The following is a 19145-nucleotide window of genomic DNA, read 5'->3' on the forward strand; positions in this document are numbered from 1 at the left end:
ATTAGAAAAACATCGAACTGTTGACATTTGGATTTTCACTGTTATAGTTCACTACAACACCAAATCAATACATCACGGAGCTTCGATGCCTACAGCATTTTTCACGCGCCGCCCCGCCCCGCCCTTGTCGGAGCGCATCCCATGAGCGCGGAATGGAACGACAATAGCCCCATCTACCGCCAGCTCAAGGCCAAAGTGGTGGGCATGATGCTCGATGGCGTGCTGCAGTCCGGCGACGCCCTGCCTTCGGTGCGCCAGGTGGCGGCCGATTATCAATTGAATCCCATCACGGTCTCGCGCGCTTATCAGGAACTGGTCGACGATGCCCTGGTGGAAAAACGCAGAGGACTCGGTATGTATGTCTTGGATGGCGCCCGCGACAAATTGCTGGCCAGTGAACGCGAGCGCTTCCTGCGCGAAGAATGGCCGGCGATGCTGGAACGCATCACGCAACTGGGCCTGGACATCGAGCAACTACTGCAAGCGAGCCGCGACAGTGGCGCACATGGAGAGAACGCATGAATGGATTGAACAAGGACAGCGTCATCAGCGCGCGCGGCCTGCACAAGCAGTACGGCAAGCAGGTGGCCATCGATGGCATCAGCTTCGATATCGCGCCAGGGCGCATCGTCGGCTTGATCGGGCCTAACGGTTCCGGCAAGACCACCACCCTGAAAGCCATCCTGGGCTTGACGGGTTTCGAAGGCGAACTGTCGGTGCTGGTGCGCGATCCGCGCGTGCAGCGCGACGCGCTGATGGAGGACGTGTGCTTCATCGCCGACGTGGCCATCCTGCCGGGCTGGCTGCGCGTGGCTGACGCCATCGATTTCGTTGCTGGCGTGCATCCGCGTTTCGACCGCAGCAAGGCCGAACGCTATCTGGCCCACACCAAGCTGGCGCCGAAAATGAAGGTCAAGGCCATGTCGAAAGGCATGGTGGTGCAGTTGCACCTGGCGCTGGTGATGGCCATCGACGCCAAACTGCTGGTGCTCGACGAGCCGACCCTGGGCCTGGATATTCTGTACCGCAAGCAGTTTTACCAGAACCTGCTGGAAGACTATTTCGATGAAAACAAGACCATCGTCATTACCACGCACCAGATCGAGGAAGTGGAACACATCCTCAGTGACCTGATGTTCATTCGCGACGGCAAGATCGTGCTGGCCTCGACCATGGAAGAGGTGGGCGAGCGCTACATCGAGGTGATGGTGGGACCGCAACACGTCAATCCGGCGCGCGCCCTGCAGCCGATCAGCGAACGCAGCGTGTTCGGCAAGTCGGTGATGCTATTCGACGGCGTCGCCCGCACCCAGCTGGCCGCCCTGGGCGAAGTTCGCACGCCCAGCCTGGCTGACCTGTTTGTCGCGACCATGAAAGGATCGTACCAATGAGTATTTCCCCTGCAAACAAGCTGCAATGGCTGCTCCGGCGCGAACTGTGGGAACACAAGGGCATGCTGGTGTGGACGCCGGCCCTGATCGGCGTGGTCATGACGGTGCTGGGCGCCCTGATGGCGGCCGCGACCGTCGCAAGGACCAAAATGCACACGGCGCTCATCGTCAATGGCGAGGAAATTTCCTGGAGCACCATCTTCAATACCCGCACCTTCGGCCCGCGTCGCACGGAAATCATCGACGCCGTCGCCAACAACTATACGTACGCGGCGGCGCCGCTGTTCCTGGCACTGGGTTTCCTGGTGTTTTTCTATTGCCTGAGCGCCCTGCATGACGACCGCCGCGACCGCAGCGTGCTGTTCTGGAAATCGCTGCCCATCTCGGATGCGCAGACGGTGCTGTCGAAAGCGGCCATCGCCCTGCTGGTCGCGCCGTTGATCGTGGCCGCCACCGCCAGCCTGACTTCGCTGGCCCTGATCCTGATACTGAGCGGCGTGCTGGCGGCCAACGGCATCCACGTGTTTGCCGAACTGCTCGGCTCTCCCGGCCTGTACCTGGGACCGCTGCGCGTGTTCGGCTTGCTGCCCGTGTATTGCCTGTGGGCCTTGCCGACGGTTGGCTGGTTGCTGATGGTCTCGAGCTGGGCCAAGTCGAAAGTCTTTCTCTGGGCCGTCGGCCTGCCGCTGCTGTTGCTCATCTTGACAGTCTGGGCCGGCAAGCTGACGCAGACGGAAAGCGACCTCAACTGGATACAGATGAATGTCATCGGACGCGCCCTGCTGGGTACTCTCCCCGGCAGTTGGTATCTGTTTGAACCGGAACTGCTGCCGCGAATGTACGCCCTGGCAGCAGGGGGATCGCACATGACACGCATCGATGTGTTCAGCAATTCCTGGTCCAGCCTGGCCCTGCCAGCCGTCTGGCTGGGTGCGGCGGCAGGCGCGGCGTTGATTTACGCCGCCATCCGCCTGCGCCGCTGGCGCGAGGAAGGCTGACCAGCGCACGATCACTACCCCATCAAAAACGCCCCGCCCGTCGGGGCGTTTTCTATTTCCGCACCGCCCAGCCACCTGAAATAATAGCTACTTTCCTGATAGTTATTATCAACGAATCTCCGCATCAAATGAAGGCTATTCAAACGATAGTATTAATTAGATATAAAAATTGCAAATAATTATTTACATCGTATTTTATTTACAATCACATTTTAGAATCAGAGAACAAAAAACAACAACTAGCAATTCGATAGCGGGATGGCTTTTTGAATAAAGGGCGCAGAAATACTGGCGCATGGTAGCAAACTCAGCAGAAATACTCGATTCCGTGACAATTCGTGACTATTCCCTTGCGCAAAGCTTGACAGAATAAGGTCATGGAGAGTGATCAAAATAGAATTTAAAGTTTCAAAAATGAAACCCCCCATTATAGTGAGCGCAGGTGTAGACCTCATGAAAATGCGCTGTCCTGCGAGCGAGCATCACCAGGCAAGCCAGTGGCGGACGAAACAAAATACAAGAAATAGTCCCCCTCTGAAATAAGTGCAAAATTATCATTTTTAATGTTACTGAGGTAGCGATCTTTTGCGCCAGCGATTTTTTTCCAGTTATGTTTTACTTGCCACTATCAACATCGGCAACACCTAAGTTCGACCACGGCCCAAGCCACGCCGGAGTAAGTAAGGAAACGAATTACATTATTAATTTTTTAATATCTTAAAAAATTTAACGAATATATAACCTCTTCTGGAGAATTTCAAATGGCCACCATCCAAAATCCAGCACAAGTTCCCGTCAATGCCGAAGGCGCTGGCAGCAAGATCGCCATGCCCGCAAAAAAAGCCGTCGATCCAAAAACCGGCGAGCGCAAGCAGTATGACGACGATGAACTCATACAGGGAGGCGACGCCAGCCAGACCATGCCGCCTGAAAATGTCGTCGAAGTCACAGGAAGCGCCGAGAGCGGCAATGCCGGCGCCCTGGGCGCGGCCGCCGCAGTGGCTGCAGCTGCCTTGGCCGCCGGTGGCGGCGGCGCGGCCGCCGGCCAGGCCGGCACCGGCACCGGCAGCGCCGACCTCGGCACTCCGCAAAGCGATAACAATGGCGGCGCCGCTGGCGCGGCCGGCACTAGCGCAGGTGCCGCCGGCATCCCCAGCGGCAGTGTCGTGGACGTTGCCGGCGCGTCGGTTGGCGCGGGTGGCGGCGCCGGCGCTGCGGCCGGCCTGGGTGGACTCGGCGTGCTGGGTGCGCTCGGCGGCCTTGGTCTGGTTGCCGCCGCAGCTGGCGGTGGCGGCGGAGGCGGAGGCGCGGCCGGCGGGTCCGGCACAGGGGGCGCGGGCACGGGCGGCACGGGAGGGACTGGCACGGGAGGGACTGGCACGGGAGGCACGGGCACCGGCGGCACGGGAGGCACGGGCACCGGCGGTACCGGTGGTACCGGCACGGGCGGGACGGGCGGTACGGGAGGCACAGGTACGGGAGGCTCGACCGGCGGCCAGGGTGGCACGGGAAACCAATCCACCACCATCATCGTGACCGACGCGGCCATACTGGCCGCTGCGGCAGCCGTCGTCGCCGCCAACAATGCCCTGGCCGATGACGCCAGCGCCGCCGCAGCAGCGGCCACGGCAGCAGCTTCGCTGGCAGCGGCAAATGCCGCCATCCTCGCCGATCAACTGGCGGCACAGGCCGCCGCCGCTGCGGCAGCAGCCTTGCTCGCTGCCAATAGTGCCACCAGTGACGATACGCTGGCAGTCAGCACGGCCGCCGTCGTCCCCGGTGCGCAAGCGGCCGCTACCGCCGCCACGAATGACGACAGCGCGGCCGCTGCGGCGGCCGCTACCGCCAGCATATCCCAGGCCGCCACCACGTCGGCACAAAATGACGATGCGGCTGCCGCCACGGCCGCCGCCAACGCCGCCGCCGCGCACGCCGCAGCCGATGCGGCGCAAACGCAAGCAGACCAAAGCAACGCCCCGGCATTGCAAGCCATCGCCGATGCAGCCGATGTGGTCGCCGCAGCAGCCAATACCCAGGCAGCGCTGACCGATGCAGCGGTGCTGGGTATCATCTCGGCCAATGATGCCGCCGCTGCCGCCACTGCCACGGCACTGGCCAATGCCACGGACGCCGCCGCGCTGGACCTGGCGGCGACGGCCGCCGCCAATGCCGCCGTCGCGGCCGGCATACAGGCCAGCCTGACGGACGCCGCCGCCCTGACACTCATCTCCGATGCCGATGCGGCTACCGCCGCCGCGGCCGCCAGCGTGGCCGCCGCCACCGATGCCACCGCTCTCGCCGCCGCCTCAACTGCCGCCGCCACCACGGCAGCGAATGCCGCGACAGCCGCCAATGCCAGCGACGCTGCGGCATTGGGCATCGCCGCCACTGCCGCCACGAACGCCGCCGCCGCAGCCAGTACGCAAGCGGGTCTGACCGACGCCGTGACGCTGACCATGGCAGCGGACGCCGCTGCCGGCATCGCCGCCTGGGATGCCTCGATCGCCAATGCCACCGATGCTGTCGCCCTGCAGGCCGCCGCCGACGCGGCCGCCACGGACGCGGCAAACGCGCAAACACAGGCCAACATGACGGATGCGCCCACCCTGGGGCTAATCGCCGATGCCGCCACCCTGGCCTCCGATGCAGCACAGGTGCAGGCTGGCCTGAGCGACGCCGCCGCGCTGGCCGTGATTTCCAATGCCGACGCCGCCGCTGCGGCTGCCGCCGCCTTGGCCGCCAGTACCGATGCCGCCGCACTTGACGCCGCCGCAGCCCTTGCCGCCACCGTGGCAGCGAATGCCGTCGTCACGGCCAGCCTGAGCGACGCAGCGGCACTGCAAATCACGGCCGATGCGGCCGCCAGCACGTCCGCCAGCGCCGCCACGCAAGCGGGGCTGACCGATGCCGCCGCGCTGCAAGTGATTTCCGACGCCGATGCCGCTGCCGCGCTGGCGGCGCAAACGACCGCCAACCAGACGGATGCGGCGGCCTTGGCGGCAGCCGACGCTGCCGCCGCCAGCGATGCGGCCAATGCGCAAACAGTTGCCGACCAGACCGATGTTGTCGCCCTGCAGCAAGCCGCCGACCAAGCCGATGCCGATGCGGCCGCCGCCAATGCGCAAGCGTCCCTGCTGGACGTCAATGTTGCCCTGAATGCTTTCAATCTGGCCAACCTCGCCGCCCTGGCCGCCAACGTCACGGCTGGCCAGACCAGCGTCATCGACCTGACGGCCACCGTCAATGCCTTGCAGCTCGATGCCGATAATGCCGATATCACTGCCGGCCTGACAGATGCCCTCGCTCTCGCCGGCGTCTCTACCGCCGATGCCGTGCTGGCGGCCGGCTTGCAAGTCACCGCCGGCCTGACCGACGCCGGAGCGCTCATCACCGTGGCTGCCAATGCCGTCTCGGCGGCGGAAGCGGCTGCCCTGCTAGGCGGGATCGATATCTCGGCCGTCAGCGCAGCTGCCGCAGCACAGGCCGCCGCCGCGACTGCCGCCACCGCAGCCGCGCTGACCGATGCGGGTGCGCTGGCCCTGGTCTCTACCACCGACGCAGCAGCTGAACTTGCCGCCCAGGTGGCGGTCACCACGCTGACCGCCGCCAATACGCTGGCGCAAAATGCCCTGACCACGGCACAATTTGTTGCCAACCAGACCGATGCCGTGGCCCTGGGTCTGGTCTCGTCGGCCGCCAATACGACCGCCGCCGCGGCCGTCACGACCGCTGGCCAGACCGATGCCATCGCGCTGAGCCTCATCTCCACCGCGGATGGACTGGCTGCCGCATCGGCCGCCAACCTGGCGGCGCTGACGGATGCCACGGCGCTGGCACTCATTTCCACGGCCGACGCGACCGCCGCCAACGCCTTGCAGGCAACGGCCAACCTGACGGATGCCGCCGCACTGGGCTTGATCGCCACGGCCGCTGCCGCCGCCGCCAATACGGCGACGAATGTTGCCAACCTGACCGATGCGGTGTTGCTGGGCACGCTCTCGGCAGCCGCCACCACGGCCGCCAACACGACTGCCGCCAGCGCTGCATTGACGGACGCCACGGCATTGGGCCTGGTCGCCACGGCCAATGCAGCGCTGGCCGCCACGGCACAAACGACGGCCAATCTTACCGATGCCGTGGCACTCGGCCTCGTTTCAACTGCCGCCAACACGGCCGCCAGCGTTGCCGCCGCCACCGCCAGCCTGACCGATGCCGTAACCTTGGGCAGCGTTTCGACAGCCGCCACGGCTGCCGCCAACACGGCTGCCGCCACCGCCGCGCTGACCGACGCCGTCGCCCTGGGGCTGACGGCGACCGTCGACGCGGCCGCCGCCACCGCCGCACAAACGACAGCCAACCTGACGGACGCCGTCGCCTTGGGCCTGGTAGCGACCGTGAATGCCACCGCCGCCACGACGGCCGCCACGGTTGCGGGCCTGACCGACGCCGTCCTGCTGGGCACCGCCCACACGCTCAATGTCACGGCCGCCACCGTGGCCGCCACCAAGGCCGCCTTGACGAATGCCGCCGCACTGACCACCGTCGCCAACAACGATGCCGCGAATGCCGCCGCGCTGGCAGCCTATTCGACGGCCCACCCGCTCGACCTGGCGGCGGCGTTGGCGGCCACCGTCGCCACCACCACGGCATCCCTGTCGCTCGCCGCCGCGCAATCGGCGCAGGCGGATGACGCGGCTGCCGCCTCGACAGCAGCCACGGCCGCAGCGTCCCTGACAGCCCTGAACAATGCGCTCGCGGCCGACAATGCCGCCACTGCCGCCGCTACCCTGGCCCTGACTTCCCAGGCGGCAGCCACGGCGGCGCAGCTGGACGACACACTCGCGGCGACCGCCGCCGGCGTGGCTACCACCTCGCTGGCAGCGGGCCAGGCGGCGCAAGCGGCCGATACCGCCGCCGCCGCGACGGCAGCGACGGCCGCCAATGCCCTGGCCGCCCTGAATGCGGCCTTGCAGGCGGACGCGAATGCGACCGCCACGGCTGCCGCCGCCGTGACGGCGAGCGCGGCCACCGCTAGCGCCATCAGCGACGATCTGGCGGCGGCGACGGCCGCTACCCTGGCCGCCAACTCGCTGGCTGCTGCGCAAGCTGCACAAACGGTCGACAACGCCGCTGCCAGCGCCGCCACCATCGCCGCCAACGCGCTGGCCTCCCTGAATGCGGCCCTGGCCGACGATGCGGCAGCGGCTGCGGCTGTGCTGAACGCCACCAATGCAACGGCCGCCGCAGTCGCCGCTAGCGCCGCCGACACGGCTGCCGCGGCAGCTGCCGCAATCGCCGCCATCTCGGCCGCCGCCACGCAGCACGCACAAGCGGACGATATCGCCGCTGCCGCCGCCGCCCTCACGGCGTCCATCTCGCTGGCAGCCACGCAAGCCGCGCAGGCAGCCGATCTCGCCGTCGGCACGACTGCGACAGCGGCAGCGAACGCACTGGCCGCGCTGAACCAGGCCCTGGCCGACGACAGCCTCGCCGCAGCAGCAGCCACGGCGGCGACCAACGCCCAGGCAGCCCTGAGTGCGGCCACAAGCACACTCAACGCGGCGATATTGACGGCCAGCGCCTCGCTCGCCGCCACCAATGCCGCCTTGGGCGCCGACGCCACGGCGGCCAGCACGGCAGCCGCGGCGGCAGCCGCACAGCTGCTTGCCGATGCCGCGCTGGTGGCCGATGTAGGGCTGGCCGCTCTTGCAACGGCAGCCAACAATGCACTGGCTGCAGCCAGCGCGGCGCTGGCTGCCGACGATGCCGCCGCGAATGCCGCGCATACGGCCGCGCTCTCGGCGGCGGCAACCCTGGCGGCGCAACTGGCCGACACAGCGGCCCTCAACGCCCATGCCGCACTCAACGCGGCCATTGCCAACCTGAACGCCGCCGTGACGGCCGATGTCAACGCCACGGATGCCGACAATGACAGGACGCTGAAACTGAACCTCCTCATCACCGCCCAGGGTGCGGCCGATGATGCGGCCCAGGCCAATGCGAATGCGGCAGCGGCCCATGCGGCGCTGGCAGCGGCCCAGGCCGACGATGCGGCGGCCGCCACCGCTGCTGCCAATGCGACTGCGGCGCATGCGGCGGCGGTCGCGGCGCAAAATGCCGATGCCGCTGCGGCAGCGGCAGCGGCGCAAGCGGCAATCTCGCTGGCCGCTACGCTCAATGCCCAGGCGGACGATGCCACGGCGGCAGCCGCCGCCACGGCCGCCGCCAATGCACAACTGGCGCTGAATGCAGCCCTGGCCGCCGACGCCGACGTCGCCGCCAGCGCCGCCGCTGCAGCGGCCGCCCAGCTGGCGGCGCAAAACGCGCATGACGCCGATGTTGCGGCCGCAGCAGCGGCCGTCGCGGCCGCCATTACCCTGGCAGCCACGCAAGCGGCGCAGGCCGATGATGCGGCAGCCGCGCTGGCAGCGGCCAATGCGGCCAACGCCCAGGCAGCACACAACGCTGCCGTCGCCGACGACCAGGCTGCAGCAGACGCCGCCGCTGCCGCAGCGCTGGCGCAAGCGGCTGCCACGGCCGCTGCAGCAGCCGATGCCGCAGCCACCGCCAGCGCCGCCGCAGCGGCATCCGCACTGCTTGCCGCACAGGCAGCACAAGCCGACGACACGGCCGCCAATCAGGCAGCGGCGAATGCCGCCGCCGCCACCGCCGCGCACACAGCAGCCATCGCCGCCGATGCCCTGGCCATCAGCACGGCAGCGACGGCTGCCAGCGCGCTGGCAGCGGCCACCGCGGCGCAGAACGACGACGACGCAGCAGCGGCCGCGGCCGCCACTGCCGCCATCTCGCTGGCACTCACGCAGGCGGCACAGTCCGACGATGCGGCGGCTGCCGCTGCCACGCTCAACGCCAACAGCGCGGCAGCCGCCGCGCTGGCAGCTCATGCGGCCGATGCGGCGGCCCCGCTGGCGCAGGCACAGGCAGCCGCATCCCTGCTGGCCCTGCAAGCGGCGCAAGCCGACGATGCCGCCGCCGCCAGCGCGGCAGCAATAGCGGCGCAGGCGCATGCCAATGCCAACGCGGCCTATGCAGATGACGCGGCGGCAGCCCAAGCCCATGCCGACGCGCAGGCAGCCGACATCGCCCTGGCGCAGGCAAATGCTCTCGCCGCGCAGACCGACGCCAACGCCCTGGCGGTGATATCGAATGCGGATGCCGCCCACGCCGCCGCGGTGCAAGCCATCGCCGACCAGACCGATGCCGTGGCACTCACCCAGGCCGCCGATGCGGCAGCGGCAGCGGCGCTGGCCGCGGCGCAGACGGCCGACCTGACGAACGCCAGCGCCCTGCACCTGGCCGCCGATGCGGCAGCCACCGCCGCCCTGCAAGCGCAGGCGCAGGCAGACCTGACGGACGCGGGCTCGCTGACGGTGGCGGCGAATGCCGATGCCGCAGCGGCGGCAGCTGCCCAGGCCCTGGCCGACCTGACGGATGCGAGCCAGCTGTTCGTGCTGAGCCAGAATGCCCTGCACAACCCGCTGACGGTGGCCGACTTCAGCACCGGCCTGCCGGCCGCCGGCGGCGACGTGATCGACATGTCGGCCATCGCCGACCTGACGGCAGCGGTGGCCGTGGGCGTCAATCTGAACACGGACTTTGGCAACGACAACCTGTTCATCTTCGACGGCACGTCCGTGTCGATCGGCGCGGCGGCCAGCGCCATCGCGGCCGACAACAGCGTCTTGTCGGGACAGGGCTACATCGTCATCGCCGATGCGCAAAACAGTGGCGCCGTGACGGTATATCACTCGAGTGACCTGAGCAACGCCAACGCCATCGACACGGCGCTGGTGCTGCTGAGCGGGGTAAACATCACGCAACTGACGGCGGCCAACTTCGTCGTCTGAAGCCGTGCACCCACGCCAGGCGCCGCGCCTGGCACGGCAGCGGGAGCGCAAAACAGCGCGCTCCCGCCCATACCTTGAAATGCGTCAGGCCTTGGGCCAGAAAAGCACGGGATGAGATTACGCGGTTTCCCAGCATTGTCCTTACTGCCACGCATCGCAGCCTTGCTGGCGGCCCTGGCAATCGCATCCATGGCGTCTTGCGCGCATGCCGAGGGCGCCACCGCCTGGAGCTTCGACCAGGTCTTGCAGCAGGCGCTGCAAAGCCATCCCGCCGTGCAGGGCAAGCGCTCGGCGCAGGCGGCCGCGCGCGCCGACCTCGATGCGGCGCAGTGGCAGCGTTTTCCCAGCCTGTCGGCCGAAGTGCCCACCAGTTCGCAGGAAACGGGCGGCGTGGTGCGCATCGAGCAGCCGCTGTGGAGCGGCGGGCGCATCGACGCCGGCATCGATGCCGCCGGCAGCCGGGTCGACGCGGCCGGCGCGGCCATCGAAGAAGAACGCCTGACCCTCTCCCTGCGCGTGATCGCCGCCTACACCGAGGCGCTGCGCCAGACGGCGCGCGTGCGCTCGGCCGAAGCCGGCCTGGCCGAGCACCAGCGCCTGCTGGACATGATCAAGCGCCGCGTGGTGCAGTCGGTCAGTTCGCAAACGGATCAGCGCCTGGCCGAGTCGCGCGCCTACCAGGCGGCCAACGACGTGTCGACTGCGCGCCAGGCGCTGGAGAACGCGCTGGCGCAGCTGTCGCAACTGGCCGGCAAGCCGGTGCGCCTGGTCAGCGCCACGGGTATCGGCGTGGGCGAACCGCTGCCCGACGCCAGCCTGGAAAGAGTCATGCGCCAGGCCATAGCCTACTCCCCCACCCTGCACCGCCTCGAGTTCGAGGCGCAGGCCGCCGATTCCGACATCACCCTGCAGCGCTCGGCCTACATGCCGAAAGTGGTGCTGCGCATGGAAAAGCCGACGGGCGGCATGAATGCCGACAACCGCACGCGCGCCATGCTGGTGCTGCAAGCGCAGCCGGGCGCCGGCCTATCGGCCAAGGCTGGCGTGGACGCCGCCGTCGCCCGGCGCGAAGGCGCGCGCGCGGCGCACGATGTGGCCGAACGCGAGGTGCGCGAGCGTTTCACGCTGGACTGGAACGAGGCAGAAGCGAGCCGCCAGCGCCTGGGCAATGCGGGCGAGGCCAGCACCACCTCGACGCAGGTGTTCGAATCGTATGCGCGCCAGTACGTGATCGGCCGCAAGAGCTGGAACGACGTGCTCAACGCCGTGCGCGAAGCGACCCAGGCGCAGTTTTCACTGGAGGACACGCGTGCGCAAGCGATTGCCGCCAGCCTGCGCCTGGCCGCGCAGACGGGCACCCTGGCCGGGCGCACGGCGCCGGCAAGCCTGGCGCGCCAGAATTGACACCGACATGATGCCAACAGGAGACAGCGTGGATACCTCCATCAAACATGGCTTGCTGACACTCACCGAGCGGGCCGCGCGCCTGACGGGCCAGCACGTGCCCGCCGCGCGCCTGGCCGACCTGCAGCGCCAGCTCGATGACGTCGATGACAACGGCGCGCCCAGTGTGATCCTTACCACCATCTGGCAGGCAGCCGGGCTGGAAGGCGTGGCGCGTCCGCTGCACCAGCCGACGCCGGGCGAGCTGCCATTCGCCGTCTACAGCGCCAGCACGGGCTGGGGCTTGCTACAGTCGCGCGGCGCCGACGGCGCCTGGCGCGGTGAAAGCATCGATGGACGCGCCTTGCAACTGGCGACACTGGCCGGCCTGGCTTGCGTGGGCCTGCCGCGCCGCAGCGAAAAAAGCGGCGCCCGCCCCGGCGCGCTGGGCCTGGTGCGCAACGCCCTGTGGTTGAAAAAAAGCGTATTTGTCGACGCCGTGCTGGCCACCGCGTTGGTGACCCTGCTGACCATGGCCACCTCGCTGTTCTCCATGCAGGTGTACGACCGCGTGATTCCCAATCAGAGCTTCAGCACCCTGTGGGTGCTGGTGGTGGGCGTGGCCCTGTCGATCGGCCTGGAATTCATCCTCAAGCAGGTGCGCAGCCGCATCGTCGACCACTCGTGCAATGACGTCGACCATGAATTGTCCGAGTGGTTTTTCCAGCGCATGCTGGGCATCCGTATGGAAGCGCGCCCCGCTTCCGTCGGCACCCTGGCGGCGCAAGTAAAAGGCTTTGAAATGGTGCGCGGCGTGCTCACGTCGACGTCGCTGTTCGTGCTGACGGACGTACCCTTCGCCCTGATTTTTCTCGCCATGATCACCATCATCGGCGGTTGGCTGGTGGTCGTGCCGCTGGTGGCCCTGCCGCTGGCCCTCGTGTGCGGCCTGATGTTCCAGCGCGCCATCGAGAGCCACACGCGCAAAAACCTCAACGCCAGCAACCGCAAGGCGGGCTTGCTGGTGGAAGCCGTCGATGGCGTGGAAACGCTCAAGGGCAGCAGCGCCGAATGGATGATGCAGGCGCGCTGGGCCGAACTGGTGGCCGAGAGCAGCCACGCGGAGCAGAATATCCGCGACTATGCGGCCCTGTCGCAAAACATCACGGCCGCCTTCCAGCAGCTGACCAACGTGGCGCTGATCTCCATGGGGGCGTGGTTCGTGGCGGAAAACCAGATGACCATGGGCGCGCTGATGGCGTGCACCATCATCAGCAACCGCGCCCTGATGCCTATCGTGCAGCTGCCCGCCGTGATGGTGCAATGGGCGCATGCGCGCGCCTCGATCGACGGCCTGGAACAGGTCATCAGCCTGCCCAATGAGGCGGACAATGCGCAGTTCGCGCTGACGCCGCGCAGCCTCGATACGGGATTGCGCTTCGAACGCATCCGTTTTACGTATGGCGGCGCGCAAAAGGTGGCGCTGGAAGTGGACAGTCTCGCTATCCGCCCTGGCGAGCGCGTCGGCCTGGTGGGCGCCATCGGCTCGGGCAAGAGCACCCTGCTGAAACTGGCTTCGGGCCTGTACCAGCCGGCCGAAGGCAAGGTGTATCTGGGCGACGTCGACATGGCCCTGCTGGCGCCGGCCGTGGTGCGCGAGATGGTCGGCTACCTGCCGCAGGAAACGCGGCTCTTCAGCGGCAGCCTGCGCGACAACTTGTTGCTGGGACTGGCCGACCCGGGCGAGGAAGCGATCCTGGCGGCGGCCAAACGCACGGGCTTGATCGAGCTGATACTGGGCCAGCCACGGGGACTGGCGCTGGGCATCACCGAAGGAGGACGGGGCGTGTCGGGCGGCCAGCGCCAATTGATCGCCGTCACGCGCCTGCTGCTGGCCAAGCCGCGCATCTGGCTGCTCGACGAACCGACGGGTGCCATGGATGCGAAAACGGAAGCGCGCATCGTCGGGCTGCTGGGCGAACTGGCGGCCGAAGGCGTGACGATGGTCGCCACCACGCACAAAAACGCCCTCTTGCCCCTGCTCGACCGCCTGGTGGTGGTGCAGGCGGGACGAGTGCTGCTGGACGGCCCGCGCGACTTTGTCCTGGCCAAGCTGTCGGGCAAGCCGCAGGCCGTACCCAGTCCCGCAACTGCGCCGGTGGCACAAGGAGCCGTGGCATGAAACTGGCCAAAGTGGCAACGCGGGAAGAAGCGAAACGGAGCCGGCTGCTGATCTGGAGCTGCACGCTAGCGCTGGCGGGTGTCATCGCCTGGGCATCGTGGGCGGAGCTGGACCAGGTGACGCGCGCCAATGGCCAGGTGATCGCCAGTTCGCGCAATCAGATCATCCAGGTGGCCGATGGCGGCGTGCTGGCCGAGCTGCGCGTGCATGAAGGCAGCGTGGTGAAAAAGGGCGAACTGCTGGCGCGCTTCGACCGCACACGGGCCGAGACGAGCTATCTGGAAAGCACGGCCAAGGCGGCCGGGCTGAAGGCGGCTGTGGCGCGCCTGCAGGCGGAAGTGTTTGGCGGCGCGCCGAAATTCCCGTCCGAGCTGCAGGCGTTCCCGGAATTTCGCGCCAACCAGCTGGCCCTGTTCAGCAAGCGCCAGGGCGCCGTGCAAGCGGAAGTGAGCTCGCTGGAAAGCGCCATGAAACTGATCAAGGAAGAGCTGGAAATGAACTTGCCGCTGCTGGAAACGGGCGATGTCAGCCGCGCCGAAGTGCTGAAACTGCGGCGCCAGGTGGTCGACATCCAGGCGCAGATCACCAACCGGCGCAACAAATACCTGCAAGATAGTCAGACGGACCTGGTGAAAGCCCAGGAAGACCTGGCCGGCGTGCTGCAAACGGTGACGCAGCGCAAGGAGCAGCTGGGCTCGACGGATATCTACGCGCCCACCGACGGCATCGTGCGCAATGTGCGGCTCACCACCCTGGGCGGCGTGGCCAAGCCGGGCGAGGAAATCCTGCAAATCGTGCCCACGGACGACGACTTGATCATCGAAGCGAAAGTCAAGCCGGCCGACATCGCCTTCATCAAGCCCGGCCTGCCCACGGCCGTGAAACTGGACGCCTACGACTACGGCATCTACGGCCGCCTGCGCGGCACCGTCAGCTACATCAGCGCGGATACTTTGAGCGAGGATAACAAAGGCAACGAACAGCCGTACTACCGCGTGCAGATCAAGACCAGCGGGCGCAATCTGATGGGCAAGAATGGCGAACCGATTTTGATCCAGCCCGGCATGACGGCCACCGTGGAAATCAACACGGGCCGCAAAACTGTCTTGCGCTACCTGACGAAACCGATCACCAAGACGTTTTCAGAGTCGATGGGGGAGCGGTAATGTAGCGGGCTATTTCAACCGACCGATGACGCTCGCCACCTTGGCGGTAATCATGTCGACCGCGGGGCCATTCGCGCCATGCGGCAAAATGACATCGGCATTGCGCTTGGTCGGCTCGATGAATTGCTTGTGCATCGGACGTACTGTTTCCAGATACTGCTCGATGACGCTTTCCACCGAGCGGCCGCGTTCGGTGATATCGCGTTGCATGCGGCGGATGAAGCGCACGTCAGAAGCGGTGTCGACAAAGATCTTCAGCGACATCATGTCGCGCAAGTCTTCGTCATACAAGGCAAACAGGCCTTCGATCACGATCACCGGAGCCGGCTTGACTGGAATGGTCCTGCTGGAGCGATTGTGCAGCGTGAAGTCGTACTCCGGCATCTCGATCGCCTCGCCGTTGCGCAAGGCCTGGATATGCTGCACCAGCAATGGCCACTCGAACGCCTGCGGATGGTCGTAATTCTGCTGGCGACGGACTTCAGGGCTGAGGTGCGTCTGGTCGCAGTAGTAATCGTCCTGCATCACGACCGAGACCATGTCGGCACCAAACGACGCGAGCACTTGCTGGGATACGGTGGACTTGCCACTGCCGCTTCCGCCAGCGACACCAATAACAAACGGTTGGAAGGAAATATTATTCATGCCGAATGATACCGGAAACGCGACCGGACTGACAGGGAGCGGCTGATCCAAAATGACGTTACGCTGGTCGGATGAGTAAGGGCACGCCGCCTGATCCGACCAGCGCTATCATTCGAACTGCTTGCGGCGTGGAAGGAATGGTAAAGGACACGGCCTATCTCCTTGTTGAATGCAAAATAGTTACTTCGGGAAACGGTGCGCTTGGTATTCGAGCAAGATGATATTCTGAACAAGCTCAAGATGCGCAGACGGGACGACTGGCGCCACCGGCATTGCATGCCTGACCTCTTTCAGTATCGATTGACCATTTACCAGGAATATATAATGAACGAAGAAAAATTTTGGCAGCTGATAGAGCAAATCGATCGAGAGGCCCTGGAAGATGGCGACGCCGATGCTGCGGTGGAACCGTTGACCGAAGCGCTCGCCGAGTTGCCGGTCAAGGACATCAAGGGCTTCGAGGAGTGCCTGGCTCAGGCACTGTACAAGCTCGATGGCAAAGTGTTTGCGGACCATGCCGGTGCATCAGGAAAGTCGGGTGACGGTTTCCTGTATGCGCGCTGTTTCGTCGTCGGCTCGGGCAAAGCTACTTATGACAGCGTTCTGGCCGACCCCACACTGATGCCAGATCAAACGGACGACTGGCTGGAAGAACTGTTGAGCGTCGCTCCCGAAGCTTGGTCAGAGAAGACAGGGCGTGACACCGATGACTGGGATTTTACCGCCAGCGTCGATTATGAAACCGGAAGCAATGCCGCCGCCTGGCCCGGCTAAGGCGGCAATGGACGCCATCGCCGCAAGCAAGGCGCATATAAAGCTGGCCGAAGGCGATGCCGGGCAATGGGATGCGCATATGGCGGCAGCTGAAGCCGTGTTGCGCAGCGCCTTGCAAGCGGCCCAGCAAGATACCGCCCTGATCACTTGCCTGGGCGCCGTGCTGTGTGACCAGGGTGAGTACAGGGAAGCCTTCAACGTACTGGAAACGGCGCTCAAGCTGGGCTCGACGGACAGCCATACCCATTACAACCTGGGGGTGGCCCTGGCCGGACTGGCAAAACCCCGCAAGGCCATGGCACAATTTGGCAAGGCGCGGGGCCTTGCCGCTTCCAGACAAACCTGGACCGCCTATTTCGACCCGCAGGCCCAATAGGCGCGTGCTCGGAAAACTATTCGAACTGCTTGCGGAACGCTTCGAACTGCGCCGCCAGGCCATCGAAGTCGCTGCGCAATTGCAGCACTTCCTGTTCCAGCTGGGCCACGCGGCTGCCCTGCTGCGGCGCGCTGACAACGCCGGCAAAACCGGCCGCCGTCTCGCTTTGCGCCAGCGCTTCTGCGCCGCCCAGCAAGTGGCCGTAGCGCGGTTCCTTGGCACCGGGGGCGACGGCCAGCCTGGCCACCAGCGGCGGGTATTTGTCGATCAAAAACTGCAGGCCCGATTCCACTTCCGCCACCGACTTGAATTCATGCACGCGGCCACTGCGACTGCGGATCTCGCCGGCCGTCTGCAAGCCGCGCAGCATCAATATGGCCAGGATAGCCAGCTTGTCCTGTTCCAGCGACCACTTGATGCGCATGCGGTGTTCGTACTTGGCGACGCGCGCGCCGGCCTGCGTGATGCCGTTGACGAATTTGCGCTGCATCAAACGCTGCAGCACGTCGTAGACGGTTTCCTCGGAGAGCGCCATGACGGGGTCGCGGCTGGACAACTGGTTGCAGCCGTTCGTCAGGGCATTCAGCGACAGCGGATAGCTGTCCGGCGTCAGCGCTTCCTTTTCGGCCAGCACGGCCAGCACGCGGATCTCGAAGGGGTCGAGCAGATTCGGATTGTCAGTACTTTTTTCGCCTGCTGTCACATCGGTGTTCATGCCTATATCCTTAATCAACCAGCTTGTTCATTTGCTCGGAATCAAATTTATCGCACTCAGGCACAGCCTGGCAGCATATGCCCGCCGCCTTCAGGGTGGCGAGAATGGTTTCGATGCGCTGTTCCTGCGCCACGGCATGCGTGATCAAGCCTTGCAGGGCTTTCGACAGCGGATCGTCGCCGTTGGGCGTGACGCCATACGCGGCGAACAGGTGGGCCGTGCTACCCTCGCGCAAGGCGTTGACATCCTTTTGCACGATGTGCGCCGGGTTGCCGACAGCCGTGGCGCCCGATGGCACGGGCTTCAACAGCACGGCGTTCGAGCCCACCTTGGCATACTCTCCCACCGTGAAGCTGCCCAGCACCTGGGCGCCGGCGCCGACAATAACGCCGCGTTCCAGGGTTGGATGGCGTTTGCTGCCGCTGTGCAGCGAGGTGCCGCCCAGGGTCACGCCCTGGTAGATGGTGCAGTCATCGCCGACAACGGCCGTCTCGCCGATCACCACGCCGAAGCCATGGTCGATGAAGACGCGCCGGCCAATGGTGGCTCCCGGGTGGATTTCGATGCCCGTGATGATGCGGGCGAGGTAGGAAATGAAGCGCCCCACCCACTTCATGTGCCGCGTCCAGCACCAGTGCGCCCAGCCGTGCATGACGATGGCGTGCAAGCCCGGATAACAGGTCAGCACCTCCCAGCCATTGCGGGCGGCGGGGTCACGTTCGATGATGCTGTTGATGTCTTCGCGCAGGTGGTGGAACATAATGAAAACAGATAAGGTGGAACGCAAATGGTAGCGTATTCGGCGGCGTGCTGCCGGAGAGGCAGATAAACAACCGCCGCCTCAAGGGCGGCGGCTGACTTTTGGAAGCGCTACAAAACGGTCAGGACGTTTTTATGCTTCCAGCGCAATGCGCTGGCGGCGCGCTTCATACAAGCACACGCCGGAAGCGACCGACACGTTCAGACTCTCGACGGAGCCGAACATCGGGATGCTGACGAGGATGTCGCAGGTATCGCGCGTCAGGCGGCGCATGCCTTCGCCCTCGGAACCCATGACCAGGGCCGTCGGGCCCGTGAAATCGGCTTCGTACAAACCTTTTTCGCCATCGTCGGTGGTGCCGATCAGCCAGATGCCGCGCTCTTTCAGTTCGCGCATGGTGCGCGCCAGATTCGTCACGGTGATGTACGGAACGGTTTCGGCGGCGCCGCTGGCGACCTTGGCGGCCGTGGTATTCAAACCCACGGCGCGGTCCTTCGGCACGATGACGGCATGTGCGCCGACGCCGTCGGCCACGCGCAGGCAGGCGCCCAGGTTGTGCGGGTCGGTGATGCCGTCGAGTATCAACAGCAGCGGCGGGCCATCGATGGCGTCCAGCAACTCATCGAGATTGCGCGCCAGCGACAGTTGCGACGCAAAGGCGATCACGCCCTGGTGGCGACGCGTGCCGACGATCTTGTCCAGACGCGACGAGTCGACGGGCATGACGCGCACGTTGGCAGCCTTGGCGGCGGCGATCATGTCTTTCATGCGGCCGTCGACGCGGCTGGCATCGACAAAAATTTCTTCCACGGACGACGCTTCATGACGCAGACGCGAGGTGACGGCGTGGAAGCCGAAAATCATTTTATTCTTCATGTGTTATCGCT

General features: G+C 65.6%; 13 protein-coding genes. 9 read left to right on the forward strand and 4 right to left on the reverse strand.

The features are described 5' to 3' along the window. The first annotated feature begins 141 nt into the window (after positions 1 to 141). The 7 genes from ACP7DE_RS11505 to ACP7DE_RS11535 all read left to right on the forward strand — a co-directional run bounded on the left by ACP7DE_RS11505 (position 142) and on the right by ACP7DE_RS11535 (position 14988). Positions 142 to 522, forward strand: a complete 381-nt coding sequence (locus ACP7DE_RS11505) for a GntR family transcriptional regulator (protein WP_426072236.1) — start codon at positions 142 to 144, stop codon at positions 520 to 522. After that, the gene (locus tag ACP7DE_RS11510) at positions 519 to 1391 is read left to right on the forward strand and encodes an ABC transporter ATP-binding protein (protein WP_426072237.1); all 873 of its coding nucleotides are present in this window, start codon (positions 519 to 521) and stop codon (positions 1389 to 1391) included. Before ACP7DE_RS11505 ends, ACP7DE_RS11510 begins: the two co-directional genes overlap by 4 nt. After that, positions 1388 to 2389, forward strand: a complete 1002-nt coding sequence (locus ACP7DE_RS11515) for a hypothetical protein (RefSeq protein ID WP_426072238.1) — start codon at positions 1388 to 1390, stop codon at positions 2387 to 2389. The genes ACP7DE_RS11510 and ACP7DE_RS11515 overlap by 4 nt, the downstream gene beginning before the upstream one ends. A gap of 761 nt (positions 2390 to 3150) precedes the next feature. Continuing rightward, the gene (locus ACP7DE_RS11520) at positions 3151 to 10257 is read left to right on the forward strand and encodes a hypothetical protein (protein WP_426072239.1); all 7107 of its coding nucleotides are present in this window, start codon (positions 3151 to 3153) and stop codon (positions 10255 to 10257) included. 135 nt (positions 10258 to 10392) lie between these two features. Continuing rightward, the gene (locus tag ACP7DE_RS11525) at positions 10393 to 11661 is read left to right on the forward strand and encodes a TolC family protein (protein WP_426072240.1); all 1269 of its coding nucleotides are present in this window, start codon (positions 10393 to 10395) and stop codon (positions 11659 to 11661) included. A gap of 28 nt (positions 11662 to 11689) precedes the next feature. Next, positions 11690 to 13822, forward strand: coding sequence for an ATP-binding cassette domain-containing protein (locus ACP7DE_RS11530; protein ID WP_426072241.1), 2133 nt, complete (start codon positions 11690 to 11692; stop codon positions 13820 to 13822). Then, positions 13819 to 14988, forward strand: a complete 1170-nt coding sequence (locus ACP7DE_RS11535) for an HlyD family type I secretion periplasmic adaptor subunit (RefSeq protein WP_426072242.1) — start codon at positions 13819 to 13821, stop codon at positions 14986 to 14988. Before ACP7DE_RS11530 ends, ACP7DE_RS11535 begins: the two co-directional genes overlap by 4 nt. 9 nt (positions 14989 to 14997) lie before the next feature. On the opposite strand, the gene udk is transcribed toward ACP7DE_RS11535, so the two are convergent. After that, positions 14998 to 15633, reverse strand: a complete 636-nt coding sequence (gene udk / locus ACP7DE_RS11540) for a uridine kinase (protein WP_426072243.1) — start codon at positions 15631 to 15633, stop codon at positions 14998 to 15000. Positions 15634 to 15957: 324 nt separating this feature from the next. Between udk and ACP7DE_RS11545 the strand changes: the two genes are divergently transcribed. Both ACP7DE_RS11545 and ACP7DE_RS11550 read left to right on the forward strand, forming a co-directional pair. Beyond that, positions 15958 to 16407, forward strand: coding sequence for a DUF4240 domain-containing protein (locus tag ACP7DE_RS11545; protein WP_426072244.1), 450 nt, complete (start codon positions 15958 to 15960; stop codon positions 16405 to 16407). A 7-nt stretch (positions 16408 to 16414) separates the two neighbouring features. Next, complete coding sequence (locus tag ACP7DE_RS11550; RefSeq protein WP_426072245.1) at positions 16415 to 16783, forward strand: tetratricopeptide repeat protein; 369 nt, start codon at positions 16415 to 16417, stop codon at positions 16781 to 16783. Positions 16784 to 16799: 16 nt separating this feature from the next. On the opposite strand, the gene ACP7DE_RS11555 is transcribed toward ACP7DE_RS11550, so the two are convergent. From ACP7DE_RS11555 to rlmB, 3 genes are all read right to left on the reverse strand, one after another. After that, a complete protein-coding gene (locus ACP7DE_RS11555; RefSeq protein ID WP_426072246.1) occupies positions 16800 to 17498 on the reverse strand; it encodes a YceH family protein in 699 nt (232 codons plus the stop codon). A gap of 10 nt (positions 17499 to 17508) precedes the next feature. Further along, positions 17509 to 18258, reverse strand: a complete 750-nt coding sequence (gene cysE / locus ACP7DE_RS11560) for a serine O-acetyltransferase (protein ID WP_426072247.1) — start codon at positions 18256 to 18258, stop codon at positions 17509 to 17511. Between the two features lie 132 nt (positions 18259 to 18390). Continuing rightward, the gene (gene rlmB / locus ACP7DE_RS11565) at positions 18391 to 19134 is read right to left on the reverse strand and encodes a 23S rRNA (guanosine(2251)-2'-O)-methyltransferase RlmB (RefSeq protein ID WP_071078185.1); all 744 of its coding nucleotides are present in this window, start codon (positions 19132 to 19134) and stop codon (positions 18391 to 18393) included. Between the last annotated feature and the right edge of the window lie 11 nt (positions 19135 to 19145).

The organism is Janthinobacterium sp. DSP2-3-3 (assembly GCF_049897325.1).
Lineage (GTDB): Bacteria > Pseudomonadota > Gammaproteobacteria > Burkholderiales > Burkholderiaceae_D > Janthinobacterium.

Coding starts and splice junctions, on each gene's coding strand:
- ACP7DE_RS11505 (WP_426072236.1), top strand. CDS start 142: ATGAGCGCGGAATGGAACGACAATAGCCCCATCTACCGCCAGCTCAAG.
- ACP7DE_RS11510 (WP_426072237.1), top strand. CDS start 519: ATGAATGGATTGAACAAGGACAGCGTCATCAGCGCGCGCGGCCTGCAC.
- ACP7DE_RS11515 (WP_426072238.1), top strand. CDS start 1,388: ATGAGTATTTCCCCTGCAAACAAGCTGCAATGGCTGCTCCGGCGCGAA.
- ACP7DE_RS11520 (WP_426072239.1), top strand. CDS start 3,151: ATGGCCACCATCCAAAATCCAGCACAAGTTCCCGTCAATGCCGAAGGC.
- ACP7DE_RS11535 (WP_426072242.1), top strand. CDS start 13,819: ATGAAACTGGCCAAAGTGGCAACGCGGGAAGAAGCGAAACGGAGCCGG.
- udk (WP_426072243.1), bottom strand. CDS start 15,633: ATGAATAATATTTCCTTCCAACCGTTTGTTATTGGTGTCGCTGGCGGA.
- ACP7DE_RS11545 (WP_426072244.1), top strand. CDS start 15,958: ATGAACGAAGAAAAATTTTGGCAGCTGATAGAGCAAATCGATCGAGAG.
- ACP7DE_RS11550 (WP_426072245.1), top strand. CDS start 16,415: ATGGACGCCATCGCCGCAAGCAAGGCGCATATAAAGCTGGCCGAAGGC.
- ACP7DE_RS11555 (WP_426072246.1), bottom strand. CDS start 17,498: ATGAACACCGATGTGACAGCAGGCGAAAAAAGTACTGACAATCCGAAT.
- cysE (WP_426072247.1), bottom strand. CDS start 18,258: ATGTTCCACCACCTGCGCGAAGACATCAACAGCATCATCGAACGTGAC.
- rlmB (WP_071078185.1), bottom strand. CDS start 19,134: ATGAAGAATAAAATGATTTTCGGCTTCCACGCCGTCACCTCGCGTCTG.